Annotated in this window: 12 protein-coding genes and 1 pseudogene; 4 read left to right on the forward strand and 9 right to left on the reverse strand. The window is 39.6% G+C overall.

What is annotated here, in order from left to right; genetic code table 11:
* Positions 1-211: 211 nt before the first annotated feature.
* From ACIFQM_RS22510 to ACIFQM_RS22545, 8 genes and pseudogenes are all read right to left on the reverse strand, one after another.
* Complete coding sequence (locus tag ACIFQM_RS22510) at positions 212-613, reverse strand: helix-turn-helix domain-containing protein (RefSeq protein ID WP_430066146.1); 402 nt, start codon at positions 611-613, stop codon at positions 212-214.
* Between the two features lie 50 nt (positions 614-663).
* On the reverse strand, positions 664-1,233 hold the full coding sequence (locus ACIFQM_RS22515) for an SF0329 family protein (protein WP_430044432.1): 570 nt from the start codon (positions 1,231-1,233) through the stop codon (positions 664-666).
* 229 nt (positions 1,234-1,462) lie between these two features.
* Positions 1,463-1,600: pseudogene (locus ACIFQM_RS22520) on the reverse strand (hypothetical protein); the annotation flags it as partial.
* A gap of 207 nt (positions 1,601-1,807) precedes the next feature.
* Positions 1,808-3,406: a type I restriction-modification system subunit M gene (locus tag ACIFQM_RS22525; protein WP_430044430.1), complete on the reverse strand. Its 1,599-nt coding sequence runs from the start codon at positions 3,404-3,406 to the stop codon at positions 1,808-1,810.
* A 15-nt stretch (positions 3,407-3,421) separates the two neighbouring features.
* Positions 3,422-4,600 carry a restriction endonuclease subunit S gene (locus tag ACIFQM_RS22530; RefSeq protein WP_430044428.1) on the reverse strand — a complete coding sequence of 393 codons (1,179 nt, stop codon included), beginning with the start codon at positions 4,598-4,600 and terminating at the stop codon, positions 3,422-3,424.
* The gene (gene rhuM / locus ACIFQM_RS22535; RefSeq protein ID WP_430047594.1) at positions 4,600-5,469 is read right to left on the reverse strand and encodes a RhuM family protein; all 870 of its coding nucleotides are present in this window, start codon (positions 5,467-5,469) and stop codon (positions 4,600-4,602) included. The genes ACIFQM_RS22530 and rhuM overlap by 1 nt, the downstream gene beginning before the upstream one ends.
* Positions 5,470-5,510: 41 nt before the next feature.
* Positions 5,511-8,720, reverse strand: a complete 3,210-nt coding sequence (locus ACIFQM_RS22540; protein ID WP_430066148.1) for a type I restriction endonuclease subunit R — start codon at positions 8,718-8,720, stop codon at positions 5,511-5,513.
* Positions 8,713-9,261: a restriction endonuclease subunit M gene (locus ACIFQM_RS22545; RefSeq protein ID WP_430044424.1), complete on the reverse strand. Its 549-nt coding sequence runs from the start codon at positions 9,259-9,261 to the stop codon at positions 8,713-8,715. The genes ACIFQM_RS22540 and ACIFQM_RS22545 overlap by 8 nt, the downstream gene beginning before the upstream one ends.
* Positions 9,262-10,332: 1,071 nt before the next feature.
* On the opposite strand from ACIFQM_RS22545, the gene ACIFQM_RS22550 reads away from it, so the two are divergent.
* The 4 genes from ACIFQM_RS22550 to ACIFQM_RS22565 all read left to right on the forward strand — a co-directional run bounded on the left by ACIFQM_RS22550 (position 10,333) and on the right by ACIFQM_RS22565 (position 15,021).
* On the forward strand, positions 10,333-13,341 hold the full coding sequence (locus ACIFQM_RS22550; protein WP_430066150.1) for a contractile injection system protein, VgrG/Pvc8 family: 3,009 nt from the start codon (positions 10,333-10,335) through the stop codon (positions 13,339-13,341).
* 28 nt (positions 13,342-13,369) lie between these two features.
* Complete coding sequence (locus ACIFQM_RS22555) at positions 13,370-13,618, forward strand: hypothetical protein (RefSeq protein ID WP_430066152.1); 249 nt, start codon at positions 13,370-13,372, stop codon at positions 13,616-13,618.
* Positions 13,619-13,687: 69 nt separating this feature from the next.
* On the forward strand, positions 13,688-14,593 hold the full coding sequence (locus ACIFQM_RS22560; RefSeq protein ID WP_430066154.1) for an ATP-grasp domain-containing protein: 906 nt from the start codon (positions 13,688-13,690) through the stop codon (positions 14,591-14,593).
* Positions 14,594-14,733: 140 nt separating this feature from the next.
* A complete protein-coding gene (locus ACIFQM_RS22565; RefSeq protein ID WP_430066156.1) occupies positions 14,734-15,021 on the forward strand; it encodes a hypothetical protein in 288 nt (95 codons plus the stop codon).
* A 29-nt stretch (positions 15,022-15,050) separates the two neighbouring features.
* Here ACIFQM_RS22565 and ACIFQM_RS22570 read toward each other — a convergent pair whose 3' ends face one another.
* Positions 15,051-16,673, reverse strand: coding sequence for a recombinase family protein (locus ACIFQM_RS22570; RefSeq protein WP_430066158.1), 1,623 nt, complete (start codon positions 16,671-16,673; stop codon positions 15,051-15,053).
* Between the last annotated feature and the right edge of the window lie 147 nt (positions 16,674-16,820).

The following is a 16,820-nucleotide window of genomic DNA, read 5'->3' on the forward strand; positions in this document are numbered from 1 at the left end:
AAAATAAAAAATTAACGCCAAGAAGTCGCTACGGGAGTTGTTTTGTTTTGTATCGAACTTAGTTTTATGTAGGTAAATAGAGAAAATAGCCTCCCTCAAATGTTTGTATCATCTTTAACTTTTAAGTTCATGTCGTATAATCTGTGTAAGAAATATGAAACACATCTATCTTCTATTCAAAACAATGACTTGCCATCCCTCCCCATCAGAGTTAACATACACACACTTCAACCACGGGAGGGAAAGCACACAATGTCAAATTGGCCAGAATGGTTTCAGGAAGCATTACGCCAAACTCCCGCTTAATCAAGGCAGCAATAATCTCCAGTGTCCAATGGTCCCGCGCCGTAAAGCCTACATCATGCGGAACCGAATTCACGATCGTCTGTTTCAGCTTTTCTTGTTGTTCCGAGGTTAATCGAACAGGCGCACCTGGCGAATGATTCATTTGAAGACCGGAAAGCCCACCTATTTGATACGCTTGAATGTAACCTTTTACGGTTTTTACACTTCGGTTGATGGTATGAGCTATTTGCTCTATTTCTGTTCCTTGCAGATACAAATACAGCGTCTGGTATCGTTCGTACATTCGACGTTTTTGGGCTTGCTTCATCGCGATTTGGATCTCTTGGAATGATGCTCTTCAATGAAAGTTATTTATTTTCATAACGTATTACGCCGTAGTTCATAAAAATACTGTACAATTGGATGCTTTAACTTCATCTTCTCTGTCATGTTTAATATTCGCTTTTTTCCAACTCGTCTGTCCACTAAAGCTAGAATATTCAATAAGATGTCATTACTCTCTAAGCTTTCCTCTATAGAAATAGATAAAAACTTATTAGCAACAGCGATAAAATTTGATTTACTTAATGAGGCCTGTGCTGACAAAAGATCCTTTGCATATTCTGATGTTTTTCTACTTCTTGCAATTACTTTTAGACGATCCTCTGGAACGATTCCCTTGGTATCTTTTTTGACCGCTTCAATTTCTTCATTGTTGATAGGAACTTGGATATTTGGATCATTCTTAATTTCCTGCTCCGACTGATACCATCTGATTGAGCTAGTTATATCACTCATATTGAGTACGTTCTTTTTATCTACGGCAATATAACAAATTCCAGATTTATCAGGTAAATAACGGTAACTGGTTGCCCGGTATTCTACCCTTCCATATAACGCAGGACAGAGGAAACTCTCCAGATGTTGCTTCAATTTGCTCCAGGACATGTATCCTCCTATGTTCTCAAAGCCTACTACCAGTATTTGCAACTGTCAGGCTTTCTTTTTTAAAAGATGAGGCAGTTTATTTGAATCACTCTGTATCTTACATTCATTAACTTCTTAAACTGCTTGAGTTCCTTTTTCAATCGGACAATACTCTCCACTGTACTACCACTTGCCTGTAAAGACTGGAAGTGCTTCTCTGACTGCTTTATTGCTTGCGCCGCATTGGACTCTACCCGCCCATGACTTCCTTCTCACTGAGGGATTCAGCCATGTTACGAATATCATCCAAGATTACGCTTTTGAGTTCTTTTTCCTTGACGCTATGCTGACTACAAACGTGCTTACCATGCTTATAGTAGTTGCCGCATACATAGCCCTTTCGATAGGACTAGCAATATCAATTCCAACTTCTGCTCTGTAAACTACACCTGACTCTTGAGTCACAGACAAAAAAGGGAATTTCTCATGTTCTTTCTCAACTATCAGATTCAATATATCTTTAGCCTCACGCTGTTCCCAAGCGAAAGCCTAAAAAAGAGTCGAGAAATAATATCCTTGACCCTTTCGTCAATTTCTACACATTAATACCCAAAATTTTCAACTGTTCATTGATTTTAGCTTCAAGATCAGCGATTTCTTGTTTGTCTTGCTCTAATAGCTTATTCACTTCGGCAAGGTCAATGACCTGCTCTTCTTCAAACGTATCCACGTAGCGAGGAATATTTAAGTTAAACTCGTTTGCTTTGATTTCTTCAAGTGATGCCACGCGAGCATATTTATCAACATCCACACGATTTCGGTAAGTTTCGATAATCTTGTTAATGTTTTCATCAGTAAGTTTATTTTGATTTTTACCTTTTTCAAATTCATTGCTTGCATCGATAAACAAGATGTCTTTTGTTTTACGATTTTTTTTAAGTACTAAAATCGTAGTTGGGATGGATACACCGTAAAACAAGTTAGCAGGTAACCCTATAACTGTATCAAGATAGTTTTTCTCAATGATCGTTTGACGAATTGTACCTTCTGCTGCGCCACGGAACAAGACGCCATGCGGTAATACAATTCCCATTGTTCCAGTATCATTCAGATGATACAAGCTGTGCAAAATGAATGCATAATCTGCTTTAGTTCTAGGAGCGAGTTTACCATATTCCCTAAAACGTGGATCTTTTAGTTTCGTTTCGCTATTGTCCCAATGAGCAGAATAAGGAGGATTCGCAACCACGGCATCAAATGAGCGTGGGTGGTCAGTTCCTTTTGCATCTAGTCCATCAGGCCAATCGCTTTCAAGTGTGTTAGCATTAGAGAGAGTCATATTGTTAAATGAAACACCATGCATCATCAGATTCATACGAGCCAAGTTGTAGGTTGTCGTATTCTTTTCTTGACCATAAAATTTAATCGCCCCTGGTTTATCTCCACCAGGCAACTCACCTTGAACCGTTAACAGCAATGACCCAGATCCACAAGTCGGGTCATATATCGAAAAAGTATTATCCGATTCTTCTAGACCGTCTGTTACGATTTTAGCCAAAACTTTAGAAACTTCATGAGGCGTGTAGAACTCTCCACCTTTTTTACCTGAACTTGCTGCAAATAGACCGATGAGGTATTCATAGATGGCGCCTAGAATATCTTTGTTGTCTGCACCTTTGTAATCAATGCCATTCACAAGCTTTACAATTCGGTTAAGTGATTTCGCACGTTCATTGGTAGAAGAACCTAGACGCGAGTCTCCAAGATTGACGTCGTTAAATACACCACGAAAATCTTTCGCAGCTTCTTTGTTTAATTCAGCATTCTTATTGAAATTATCAAAAAAAGTTTGATAATCACTTGGAATCACCATGCTATTATCAATCTTTTGAACTAAAGACTCCCAAGTATCAAGTGGTGCAATGGCATAACCTAAACTTGCAGAAATATCTTCTAAGTAATCATTCAAATCGTCACCATTCGCTTGTTCTACATAGGCATTATTGATCGATTCACCATCGGTAACATCAATCACATTATTTTTAACTAAATACTGTTCTTGATGTTCTGACAGATAACGATAAAACATAAAAGCTAAAATGTAGTTCTTATATTCTGAAGCATCCATGCTTCCACGGAGCTCATTTGCCATCGCCCACAGTTTTGTTGTGATCGTTTGTAGATTATTGCTCATATTGTTATTTTCCTCCTATATAAACATTTGTTGCAGTAATGCTTTCTTCTGTTCTTGCAAGTGTTCCAGCTTACGCTGATGAAGGGTGATGAGGTGGTCGAGGGTGGAAAAATATTGTCCGATACACTTCTGCTCATTGAGATTTGACGGTATATTGATGCTTAATTCAGTCAACATATCCATGACGATGTATGGAATGTTCCCAGTTCTTGCTTCCTCTGCAATTTTTTTGGGAAGTCTTTTTCCTATTTCCGAAAACAGAAATTCTCTATTGGCTTGAAAATCCGTTAACACGTAAGTTCGTTGATATGCGTTGAATTTTCCATCTGCTAAGTGCATATATCCAGCCGTCGCTCCATTACCTGCTATTGTTATTGCGGGACCTTCAAATGCAGGAACATCTATTCGATATTTCTTAATACCTGATGTGTAAAAATCAAATTTACCGTCCTCAACCATTGCATTTGCGTCCAGCTTTCCAGTTGTTACATTAACGACTTCCCCAAGCTTACGCTGTTCCCAAGCGTCAGTGAATTCGGGGAAACGAACTTCAGGGAAATCTTCGCCATTTTTCGGAAATATTTTTTGAAGCAAACCAGCCTTCAAATTTTTCACGTTATTTAACTTACGCTGATGAAGGGTGATGAGGTGGTCTATTTGAAGAAATAACTCCCCAATTTTCCTTTGTTCTTCTAATTTAGGGTAGAGTAAGTTCACTTTTTTTAAATCAGAATTCTGTAAATGAACAACAGATTTCCCTTGAGCACGTTTTGACATTTCTTTTTGCTGTGTACTGTTTGAAATTGTTAAAGCTAAAAATGTAGGATCAATTTCTTGGTTGGGCTTTATGATATTTAAGTCCCCGCCAAGTATAAGCCCCGATTTTCCAATTACCGATGCTCTTGAGATATCTTCTGCTGTTTCACCAGATGCAGGGACAACAACTTCATTTCCTTCACTTATTACAGATTTGTCTTTCAACTCTACAAATGTATCAACATCATTAATTACAGTTTCGTACTTAGTATAAAGACGACCATATAAAACGATTGGCAAACCGGTTTCGCTTAAATCATTCTTCGTATAACCGCTCCCTTTTGAAAATTCTGCGAGATCTCCCAACCTACGCTGTTCCCAAGCATCAGTGAATCCAGGAAATCTTAATTTAGGTGCATTTTCTTTATGTTCGCTCATTACTGCTCTCCCTGTATGGTCTTAATGACTCGATCAAAATCAGAAACTTTTTTTTGATGCTTGTTAAATTCTTTATACTCGCCAATAGCCTTCTCCTTAGCTGCACTTTGTGAAATGCGCCCATTTCCATCCAAGATTTCATAGCGATTGAATGTTAAGAATTCATCAATGCTTTTCGCAAAGTCTTGCATTCCCAATAAAACCTCATCTTCGAGCAGACGCTCAACATAATCAAAATAAGCTGATACGTTACGCTCCAGACTGCGAATTTCTTTTTCTGATAGATAATTTTTCGCCACGGATACGTCGGATTGTAAGATCCGGCCATCGGGCGAGTTCTTCCAGGAAGTACGCCCCATGTGTTCTTTGTCTTTATCGGCACTGTCATACACGATTTCAGCCGCCGTTTTGCCTGTAATCGCATAATGAAACTTGTTTTGAACGGTCGCATAAAACTTCTTCGTGACGTCTGCGTTCCTGTCGTAGTCGTATGAAATTTCCGCAAATACATCCGATATTTGCTGCCAGATCCGCCTTTCACTTGCTCGAATGGAACGGACGGTTTCAATCAGCTCTCGGAAGTAATCCTTGCCAAAAACATGCTCACCTTGTTTCATACGTTCAACATCAATTTTAAAACCTTTAAGAATGTAATCTTTCAAGACATCCGTTGCCCATATACGGAACTTTGTTGCCTTTTGTGAATTGACACGATAGCCAACTGATATAATTGCATCTAAATTATAATATTTTACTGGTTTCGTTTGTGTTTTTCCTTCTATTGCACCGTGTTGAGTGGTATGTGCAATTTCTGCACTAACCACTTTTTCATCCGCATCATACATTAAGAATTGTATTTCTTTCATCATGATCTCCCATCTATCCCTCTGATTGAACGGTTTCGACCTTGTTAACTTTTGACCAATTCATCCGCCAGTTCGTAAATCGCGTCGCGCAAACTATTTCGATATTTCATTTTAGATAAGGACTGTACTGTTTCATCATGAGCTAGTAGCGCATAATTAGAACTAGCTTGGGCAATAATGTCACGGATTTGACCTGTATCATCCAAGTCTTGTAAGCCGTAGCGATGGCGACTAAACAATTCTCGCATTTGAGCGCTTGTAATAATATCCGTGATTCCCCACTTCACTCGGAAGTCAAGAAACATGCGATCCAGGCTAACATTGTTCGCTTGCTGGATAATCTCTTCACTGTCACTTAGCTTCACAGGATATTCGAAATTAGAGCCTGCAAGTGGGAAGTAACCTTTAATAATTGCAGTAGCCGCATTCACAATCTTGGTTGCATAGCTTCGATCATCCAACCCATTGGCAAATTGATTGATCTTTTCTTGCGTCTCTTTGGCTTCTTGATCTTTACCTTCGTGAACTTGGTTCAATAATTTTTCCACGAGTTCAGTCAGATAATCATAATCCACTTTAACATCTTTCACATGTGTCATTCGCAGTTCAATTTGATACACAGGGATTTTCTTCTCTTTCGCAATATGCGACTTGAGTTCATTGGTTAACACGGTTGTCAACATGACTTCTTGCTCTGAAGTCATCCCCAGCTTCTCCACTAACTCATCTGGATCATCATAGTTAAATCCGACTTGTTCACCATCAACTTCATCTGGATCATACTGCTTTAATTTGGCCATTCCTCTGTTATATTCGCGGAGCAAATCAAGCATCTCTTCCTTTTTCTTTTCAGATGGAGGTAACTGTTGAAAATCAGTCGTTAAGTTACTTAACTTCTCAACTACTTCTTTCACTTCATTAAATACATCTTCAAAGGGTTTGGCAATAATTCCGTCTTCCTGATTAGATTCACGTTGATCTTCTTCAGACAAAATGGCAGAGTCTTTATTGGCATAAACAGCAAGCGCTTTATTCATCAACTTCTCATTTTGAGCAGGCCAGCGGTAATTCACCACACGTCCCCACGGTTTATCTTGCATATCCGAAATGCGATTTGTTCTGGAATAAGCTTGAATTAATCCGGCTCCTTTTAAGGTTCGATCCACATAAAGCGTGTTAAGCTCAGGTGCGTCAAAACCCGTCAATAATTGGTCAACTACAATAACCAAATCAAGAAAATTTTGATCGGTGGCTGATTTATTCAAACGTGAAGTCACGTCTTGCGTATAGCCAGAAACATCATCCATCCCAAAAGATGTGCCAAATTCAGCATTATAAGCTGTAATGGCATCGTACAAACCTTGATTGGCGGCAAGCATACCATCGTTATTCGATGTATTTTGACTAAATGTCACCGCAACTTTTAAGGTTTGTCTGCCATCCTTTTTCTTTTCTTCGCTAACACGTTGAAACTCATTAAAATACATCATCGCCATTGGCGTACTTGCTTTACCGCCGCCCACATGAGTCGTAAATAAAGCATTATACTTTCCTTCATTCGAACGATTACGCCAGTTTTTGAAAATGTTTTCTACCACCAATTTGACGTGATCCGGATTTTCGTCGTAGAAACTCGGTTCAACAGCATCATCCATATCTTCCTGGGAGAGATTGTTGATTTTCTCTTGAATTCGTTCTTCATTCCATTTGGGATAACGTTCACGGTAGAACGCAGGAAGATATTTTTCTTTCATTTGTTTTTCATCAATGGTGGTCTCAAAATCAACTTTGAATCCTAAAACATTACGATCAGCAATGGCTTCACGAATCGTATAAGCATGTAATAGCGGACCAAAAATATTTTCTGTTCGAAGACCAGTGGTCGTTTCATCAAACATCGGTGTTCCCGTATAGCCCACCCAAGCGGATTTCTTAAAAGCTGTTTGGATATTCCTGAATGAGTCACCGCCTGTTGAACGATGGGCTTCGTCCACTATAAACACAATATTCTTATCTGGAGCTTTAAAGGTTTTGCGTTTCACCAAAGTATCTAGTTTTTGAACAGAAGTGACAACGATACTATTGTCTTTACTTTTAAGCTTTCGACTCAAATCAGTCGTATTGTCTGTATTTTGAACGCTGCCCAATGTGTCTTCCGTCGCGTCAGGATCATAGGCTTTATAATTTTCATTGGTTTGCTTGGTTAAAGCGATTCGATCCACAACAAAGACAACCTTGTCCACCTTCGGCATACGGCTTGCCAGCCATGCTGTTTTGAAGCTTGTGATCGTTTTACCTGCTCCGGTTGTATGCCAGATATAACCGATTTTATGGGTACCAAGCTCAAAATCTGAACGTTTCAAGCCCTCAATCACATTCTGTGTCGCATACACTTGATACGGACGCATCACTTTCAACATTTGTTTGTTCTTTGTTCCGTCCAAAATCATATAGTTGGTAGCCATTTGGTGTGCCATTGGAATAGAAAGCATGGAATCTGCGAATTCTTTCCAGTTGCGCACGATGGTATTGTCACTTTTGCGTTGCCAGTTAAAAGCAAAATCCTTATTAAATTTATCTGGCGTAGTATTTGCCATATACTTCACATTGCTTGGTGTTATGGCTACTAAAATTTGCAAAGTTGAGAAAATATCACGATATTGATTTTCATCAGCATATTGATGCATTTGATTGAGTGCTTCATTGACATCACGGGTATCACGCTTTTCCTCAATTTGAATGATTGGCAGACCGTTAATCAATAGAGTCGTGTCGAAACAGCGATTTTGTTTTCCTGCGATAACTGCTGGTCTTCTAATTTGATTGACCACTTGATAAACGGTATCCCCAGCCCCTATTTGTTTTTGATCAAAAACAGTAAGGAATACATGGCGTCCATCGTCTAAATCAATCTCGATTTGCGACACTCCGTTTAAGCCATACAAAAACTGCCCAGCTTCATAAGGCGTCTGAATGTCAGATATTATTTTCTTAACCTGATTAAATTCCACAACACTTAAAGGATGGTCAAGCGTGTTCTGATTGTGTTGTTCCAGGATTGCCTTGAAGTTATCCCAGAGTTGTTCGGTCGTTTTAATCTTCGATTCATATTTCCACCGTTTCGTCTTCACTATGTAATCCACATTGGATTCGTTGACCACAAAATTGCTTATCCCTTCAAGATGTTCAGGTTGTGCAATTGTGCCGCTCGTAAGGTATTGAATTAATTCGGTCTCAAATTGATTCTCATTCATGTATTGCTTGCCTCCTCAAGTTTTCCAATACTATAGCCGTTTCCAAATTTGAAACTCTTTTTCTTAATGCCTCCAACCGTAATTGGTTGAAATAAAGTTCACCGATAATCCGCTGTATTTCTATTTTTGGCAAGTTAAATAATTCAAGCTCTTTCATTTGTTTCAGCGTGTATTTTAGAACTTGAGACCCCTGTAATCCTGTTTGAAGCTGTTTTTTTATGAATTTATCTTCATTAAGTAAGTAAACAAGATAATTTGAATCAACCTTTTCATTCGGTACTAACTTAACGTAGTTTTGCGTGTATAGATATCCCTGATGATTCACACCAACTATAGTAGATTTTCCCGAAATCAAACTAAAAGCAACATCACCTTGACATAGCGTACTCACCTTATCAAAGGTTCGTACTTGCTTACGATCACTACCATTAGAATCAATTCCAACCAAATCATCTTCAATTTCTGATTGTCCATAATAGGTATAAAGTGGCGCTTTATCATCAGGCGCTTCTTTAATCCTAAATTGTGGTGAACCACTCACGAACTCTACTACGTTTTCTAATCTCCTCATTAAAATCCGTGCCTTTCTAAAATTAATTTTTATTATTTATACTTGTATCTTATAAGATTGTTTTTGAAAATGCAAGCGATAACTTTATTAATTTTAAAAAATTACGTTTTTTTATGTAGAAATCATAGTGATAGTGTGATAGTAAATTTTATATAGAAAAAGTTGCCTACCCTCTTGAAGAGCAAACAACTTTTTGTTTTCGTAGCCAATATTAAATTACTTGAAAGTGCTTTAAGGCATTCTCAATCATATCTACCTTATTGGTATCATGTGTTTTGCGGAGAGCGATACAACCGCCTCCACAAGTCTCTACCTGTAATGACAATTGTTGCTCCGTTGCTGTATACGCCAATACACCTCAACTATTAGTCTTTCCTGACCAATAGTGAACAGCACTCCACATGCCTTATGTATGAAAATGAAATATGTCCCAAAACTCAACCCTAAAGCATTTTTTTGAATGCAGGAACATAATCAAATTGCTCTTATACCCTGTACATCACTGCTTCTTATCTCGATATATTACTACCACGCACTCCACATGTGTCGAGACAGCGAAAGGGATATATTCCTTTTTATTATATATATTACCTATAATATCAAAAGCCACTCCTTCTCACAACACCCCTTTTTCTAGATGATTCCCCTTCACTTCTATCAATCCCACTAATTCCAATTTACCCGAATCCATAATCACAATTAAATCAGCTCAGTTCCTGACTTTGAAAGACAATTGCTCAAAATCACTTTCAGCTTTCCCTCCTCCCATATCTCCTGCTTCCAGTATTACACATTGAAAATAACCCAACGAATGGGTCATTCTGTAAACTAAATCTCTCTATTAACCGATATATACATATGCTGGACTGTTATTTAAATATCACATCTCGTAACTTTGTACCCAACAAACTCAGTGATACATACGGGTCTTGACTCAAAGTTGCACTCATCCATGTCTTCTATTCGTCAGACTCGAATTAAAAATGCTGCACTTTACTTTTGTAATCAGCCATCACATCTGGAAAGGAGTTACGAACTCACTTGAGCCTATTATCAGATGGGATCGGGTATGAAAGCCTACGCTTTTATGGTCCCTTTCAGCCACAACATGTAGAACAACTTCAAATAACACGTGCCATTAATGATCATACCTTTTTACATATCAGTGGGTTGCTCTCCGAAGAACAGGGAGCCGCATGCATCGGACAAAATATGGAGCAAGAGCCGATTGTGATTCGTCAGTTGGATGATCAGGGACAATCGCTGAGAAGATTATTCCATGGAATCGTTACGCAAATGTCTGTGAATTGCACACGGGGAGTATACACCTTTGAATTGGAGGCCGCTTCCCATTCCTATCAAATGGATATCAAGCTGAAAAAACGTTCCTATCAGGATATTCACCGCACTTATGATGATCTGGTCACCTCGATGGTTCGTAAATATGAGTATGGAGACGCTATTGATACCGTAACTAATTATGCCAAGCTGGATACTTTTGTTTTACAATATGAAGAGACCGATTGGGCGTTTTTAAAACGTCTCGCTTCTCGCTTTGGTTCCGTACTTGTGCCAGAGGTAACCGCAGCCTCACCCAAGGTTTTCTTCGGGATGCCAGAAGGTAAGCAGCACAAAGTGGAACGGGATGTGTTTTATCGGGTACGAAAAACGTTTCATGAGCTGGATGCGGAAAAGCCCGGAGAACAACGTGCTGGCTCGTATGTCACCTATACAATTGAAAGTTTGCAATATTATGCGCTGGGTGACCTCATCACGTTACCCATTGGACAAGGCAAAGAATTGGTCGTAGTTCGAGCAGTGACCACGTTAGCCGATGGCTTACTGCGTACCCGTTATGATCTCCAAACCGAACAGAATATTCGCTATGCCCGTTATGAAAACGACCAGGCCACTGGGATTTCGCTGACAGGAACGGTGCTCAAGGTACAGCAGGATTTCGTACAGCTTCAACTGGACATCGACCCGAAGCAAGATCCTGCCAAAGCCTGCTGGTTTCCCGTGGCGACTCGATATGTCGCAGAAGAACACAGTGGATGGTACGATATGCCTGAAATCGGGGAACAGGTTGAACTGTATCTGCCTACACACCGCGAACAGGATGCCTATGTAACGGATTCGCTACGACAACAACGCCACACAAATGGACAGCCGAATGTGAAGGTATGGCAACATGTGCAAGGTAGCGGCGTAGAAATGTCTGAGCAAGAACTGACCCTGTCCACCTCGGATGGATTTTCAATTACACTAAATGAAGATGGTGGCATTACCGTTAGCAGTCCGGGGAATGTGCAGATTCAGGGTGGTCATGTGAAGCTCGATGCAGGTAAGGAACTGTCGCTTGAAGCTGGAACGGCGCTGTATCTCAAAGGTGGAGAAAGTAGCATGGTGCTGGATGGTGAGACGGATACCAAAGCTCCAGTGATATATCAGGAAGGGACAGTGAAAGCTCCTGTTTTCGTGGCTGACCTCCCTCCTGTGCCGGAGCCACCATTGATGAGTATAAAAGCATATGAAGCAGCCCAATCAGCAGCCAAGGATTCATCTAGCAGCCAAGCCCCTACTCCTAAAGCAAAAATTACGACTCCAGCAGCGCTTCAACAGGCCAATGCCTTGATGGGGACGATATCCAAAATGTTAGGCTCCATTCCAGCAGTAGGGAACGTAGCCAGTGTGATGTTGAATACGGTGGGTGGGCCAGCAGGTAAAGTGGCGGCAACGGTGTTACAAGCAACTGGAGCCATCCCTATTCGTAGCAAGGGAACGCCCACGGTTGGAGGCAGTAAAGAAACGGGGTTGCACCCGCTCAAACACTTGGCTGGCTTAGCACTCCAAGGACTAATCAGTCAATATGAGCATGAGCAAGCACGACAAGCCTACTATAGCAAGTGGATTTTAGGAAAAGCATATACGAGTGCGCGTCATGTAGCGAATTCCGGTGGCCCATTAGAGCTGATTCAGAACCTGCTGAAAGAGTCGAATGCTATGGCTCATGCCTATCAGCAAGTTCCTAAAAACATTCAGGAGAAATGGCTCCGAGATAATGTAGAAAAACAACGTCTATGGAGAGAAAAGCAAATTAATAAGTATACTTCATTTTGGAATCAAGATGATTATTTTGCAGGCAACTGGTGGCAGAATAAAGCTAAAATGAAGCAAGCCCAACAAGCGTTACAAACAGAAATAGCAATGCAAGGAAAAATTCATCTGGAACAATTAACAGATCCAAATAAAATAGCAGCTATACAACGAATTGCTAATACCAAACGAACAAAAAGATTCGATATACGAACCCTTGAGACGTTAAAACCCGCCTTGAGATCCATGGGTGTAGACCCAGCTAATGTCTTAGAATTGGACGACGAAAAGTTGAATGCCTTAATAAAACGTTATAATCAAGGGGTAATTGGGCAAGGATTGGGGGATTTCGCCGAGAGAACAGGCTTAGAAGATTTACCCGAAGAAGCGTTTTATGGATTTTTAGGAGCCAGAGCAAGTACAGGTAGATCTGGCGGATTTTATTCCAGAACAAGCGAGCCACCTATTGTAGAGAAGCCACCTGTAAAGCCCAACCCAAAAGGTGGTCCAGGTGTAAACAAGCCGATTGATGAGTTTAATAATATGCCAAATGAAAGTCTCCCGACAGGTGGACGAATTCTATCATTTGATGAATTTATGAAGCAAGAAGCGATTGCGGAAAAAATGTATACTTCTTTTAGAAAAAGCTCTTTAGACGTTCAATCCATTTCTAAAAATACAGGATGGAAAGAATCACGTATTCAAAAGATCAAAGATCACGTATTCAATAAAGAACATACATTTAGAGATGGATCTAGTGGAAAATTCCATCCAGATTACGAAATGGCACAGGCTTGGCAAAGACTTATCGACGGTAAGCATACACCTAATGACATCAGGCTTCTCGAACATGAAATCTTCGAATCGAGGTTGGAAGGTATTTTTAAAATGGACTACGGAACAGCTCATGATGCCACAATCTCGCCAAAGTCAGGACGTACTTGGGAACCTTAAATCAATATAAAAGGGAGAATTTATATTTATGAGTGCATATGTACTTTTATTCAAGGAATTAGAAGATGAAAATGTTGTCATTTATCGTTTTGGACCTAATGAAGAGAAAACCGGAAGAATTGAATTTAATAAAAAAACAAGGATGTTTAATGAATTGGAATCCATACCAGCTATTCCCGAGTCCACTGCAAATCATTATTTTACTTATGCGGCAAAACGTTTGACCAGTATAATAAAAAAAGGGGAGTCATTTCCCGACGAGACCTTTTTTGCTTAACATTAAATAGAAAATCAAGGCCACAGGAAACTTATATTCCCTCTGTGGTCTTCTTTTAAGGAGTGGCTTATGCAAATTATTTTTGGCAGTAGTCCTTTAAATGAGCGCAAAGTAGATGAAAACTACGAAATGGAGTATAAGTATGCTAAGCAATTAGGGCTTGAAGTAGGCCTTATTAATCTTGAAGAGCTTATACTTAATAACAATCCGCAATCTGCTATTCAAAATTTAAAAAAGGTTTCAGAAAAAGAAACAGTAATATTTAGAGGTTGGATGTTAAAAGCCTACAATTATCAGTTACTTTATAATGCAATGAAATCAAAAAAATTAGATCTAATTAATACGCCAGAAAATTATATCCATTGCCACCACTTACCTGAATCTTACGAATTAATTCAAGACCTTACACCATTAACAGTTTGGTTAGACAAGTCGGATATTGACGACTCGTTCGATAAGATTTATGAGAAAGTAAAGATTTTTAGTCAAGCACCGATTATTATCAAGGATTTTGTGAAATCCCGAAAACATGAATGGAATGAAGCATGTTTTATTCCAGATGCTTCAGATAAGAAAAAAGTATATCAGGTGGTTAACAGATTTTTAGAATTACAGAATGATGAGTTAAATGAAGGGATCGTATTTAGAAAATATATTAAACTAGAATTCTTAACCTACCACTCTCTAAGTAATATGCCATTATCTAAAGAATTTAGAATTTTCTTTTTAGATGGAGAAGCCATCTTCATTTCAGAATATTGGGACGAAGGTCAGTATGACAACCTTCCTCCTGATCTATCCCCGTTTTTAGAGATTGCTAAAAGAATAAAAAGCCGTTTCTTTACAATGGATATTGCAAAAACGGAAGGTGGATCTTGGATTATTCTTGAATTGGGAGATGCTCAAGTTGCTGGACTGCCTGATCAAGCCAATATATTGGATTTTTATACAAAATTAAAAAATAGTATAGGCTAGCAAGTACCTTAATTGTCAACTGTTCGATTTAATCTTGATTATTGAGCCTGTAAATTTCCTGAATGAAAAACAATGACTTGCCATCCCTCCCCATCAGAGTTACCATACACACACTCAAACCACGGGAGGGGAAACATACCATGTCAAATTGGCCAGATTGGTTTCAAGAAGCATTACGCCAGCGGTTTTATCAGTTAGAACTAGCCAGTGAACAAAACGCTTCATGTTTGCCAGAAGATGAAAGTTTGCTCGTTCAAATCGAGCAGTTCAAAAGCAACCAAACTGAAGATATTCAACGTCTGCTATCGGAATGGGAAGAAGCAATAGGCTATCAACTAAGTCAGGACAAACAATCCATCTATATGGAAGGAGTAAAAGACGGGATTCGATTGATCCTTCCCGCCATACAACCCACATTTACTCGTTAGCCTACTGATAATGTTATCCTATGGTTTCTCTAGTCCAGTATTTCGTCTATGCTCATTCCACTTTTCAAGGTAAAAACAAAATGCGCTGGTGAGAGAATGGTTATCTTCTCCACCAACGCATTAAATAGGTTATCATCAAATTTTTCCAGTATATCCTGCTGTGTGCTTAGTACTTGGATGATTTCATCGACTCGCTCCTTGATTTTCGCTTTCTGCTCATTCTTTTCCTCTAGTGTCAGCTTCTGTTGTCGTAGCTCGTTTAGCTCACTGGAAAGTCTAGCCGTTTCTTCATCATATACGATCTCGTCAATCTGATTTCGTAGCTTGAGATTCACTAATTCCTTCAAGTCGGATTTCAATTGTTGCATCTGCCCTTCGATATCCAATAGCTGTTCTTGCTCTACTCTGCTGGAAAGTACCGATTCAATATTGGCTTTCAGCGTTTTAATCAATCTTTTCTTATTCTCATACATCCGATTAAATACTCGTACAAACGCGGAATGTAAAACTTGTTCATCGACTGATTTGGCATCACATGCTGCCCTACCTTCATTGACATACGTTTTGCATTGCCATACCACTTTTTTGGATGGGTTATTGCTGTTCCAGGTTCGCCGTTTAAAAATAGCTCCGCAGCATCCACAATATACTTTGCTACTGAGTGCATATTTACTGGAGTATCTTTTACTATCCCCCATCACACTCCCTTTCAGCTTGGCCCTCCGTTCCTTTTCCTTTTGCACCGCTTCAAATAGTTCCTTCGAGACAATCGGTTCATGGTTGTCCTCAATTAAATATTGCTGCTCCTGTCCTTTATTCCTGATTCGTTTGTGGGTTAGAAAATCTACCGTTACCGTCTTTTGTTGCAGCAAGGCTCCATAATATTTCTCATTGGTCAGAATTAAGGTAATGGAGGAATCCCACCACGTATCGCCACCCGTGACTGTTTTAATGTGATCTCGCATCAATCCTCTGGCTATCGCCTGATAGCTTTTGCCATCCAAATACTCCTCGTATATGCGCCGCACAATCTCCGCTTCTGGCTCGTTAATCACCAATTCACCCTGTTCATCCTTATCGTAGCCGAGGAAACGAGTCGTGTTGCAGAAGACTTTGCCGTTTTGAAATCCACGTAATATGCCCCATCGGCTGTTTTCAGAAATATTCCGACTTTCGTCTTGGGCAAGGGAACTCAGAATGGTCAGCAATACTTCGCCTGTGGTATCCAGTGTATTAATGTTCTCCCGTTCAAAGAATACGGCGACTCCGAGACTTTTGAGTTCCCGTACATATTTCAATAAATCCAGTGTATTTCTCGCAAATCTCGAAATAGATTTCACTAGAATCAGATCCAGTTTACCGTTTCGAGCATCCTGTATCATCCGATTAAATTGTGTTCTATTTTTGGTGCTGGTACCGGTGATGCCTTCATCGGCATAGATATCAGCCATTTCCCACTCCAAGTTGTTTTGAATGTATTGAGTATAGTAATTCACCTGATTGGTATAGCTCTCCTTTTGCTCCTCGGAATCGGTACTAACCCGGCAATAGGCAGCGACTTTCTTCTTTTGAATCGATTGAATTCCTTCTACGATGTCCATCGTTTTAATGGGAACAACGACGACTTTTTTTGCGGTTGCGGCTTGGGCCATAGCTATTTCTCCCTTCGATATCTTCTTTATACGGTCACATGGTATAATGCTTTCGGCACATCATCAAGTCCATTTCTGCCCATGTTATAGCTACTTGAAAGATTTTTTATTAAGCTGGTCAATGGCTATAAATTCTTCTTCTGTAAT

The sequence above is a fragment of the Paenibacillus sp. NRS-1782 genome, from assembly GCF_050467685.1.
GTDB lineage: Bacteria > Bacillota > Bacilli > Paenibacillales > Paenibacillaceae > Paenibacillus > Paenibacillus terrae_A.

What these genes read in the sequence shown, in the direction of transcription:
- ACIFQM_RS22510 (WP_430066146.1), bottom strand. Translation starts at nt 613, where the DNA reads ATGAAGCAAGCCCAAAAACGTCGAATGTACGAACGATACCAGACGCTG.
- ACIFQM_RS22515 (WP_430044432.1), bottom strand. Translation starts at nt 1,233, where the DNA reads ATGTCCTGGAGCAAATTGAAGCAACATCTGGAGAGTTTCCTCTGTCCT.
- ACIFQM_RS22525 (WP_430044430.1), bottom strand. Translation starts at nt 3,406, where the DNA reads ATGAGCAATAATCTACAAACGATCACAACAAAACTGTGGGCGATGGCA.
- ACIFQM_RS22530 (WP_430044428.1), bottom strand. Translation starts at nt 4,600, where the DNA reads ATGAGCGAACATAAAGAAAATGCACCTAAATTAAGATTTCCTGGATTC.
- rhuM (WP_430047594.1), bottom strand. Translation starts at nt 5,469, where the DNA reads ATGATGAAAGAAATACAATTCTTAATGTATGATGCGGATGAAAAAGTG.
- ACIFQM_RS22540 (WP_430066148.1), bottom strand. Translation starts at nt 8,720, where the DNA reads ATGAATGAGAATCAATTTGAGACCGAATTAATTCAATACCTTACGAGC.
- ACIFQM_RS22555 (WP_430066152.1), top strand. Translation starts at nt 13,370, where the DNA reads ATGAGTGCATATGTACTTTTATTCAAGGAATTAGAAGATGAAAATGTT.
- ACIFQM_RS22560 (WP_430066154.1), top strand. Translation starts at nt 13,688, where the DNA reads ATGCAAATTATTTTTGGCAGTAGTCCTTTAAATGAGCGCAAAGTAGAT.
- ACIFQM_RS22565 (WP_430066156.1), top strand. Translation starts at nt 14,734, where the DNA reads ATGTCAAATTGGCCAGATTGGTTTCAAGAAGCATTACGCCAGCGGTTT.
- ACIFQM_RS22570 (WP_430066158.1), bottom strand. Translation starts at nt 16,673, where the DNA reads ATGGCCCAAGCCGCAACCGCAAAAAAAGTCGTCGTTGTTCCCATTAAA.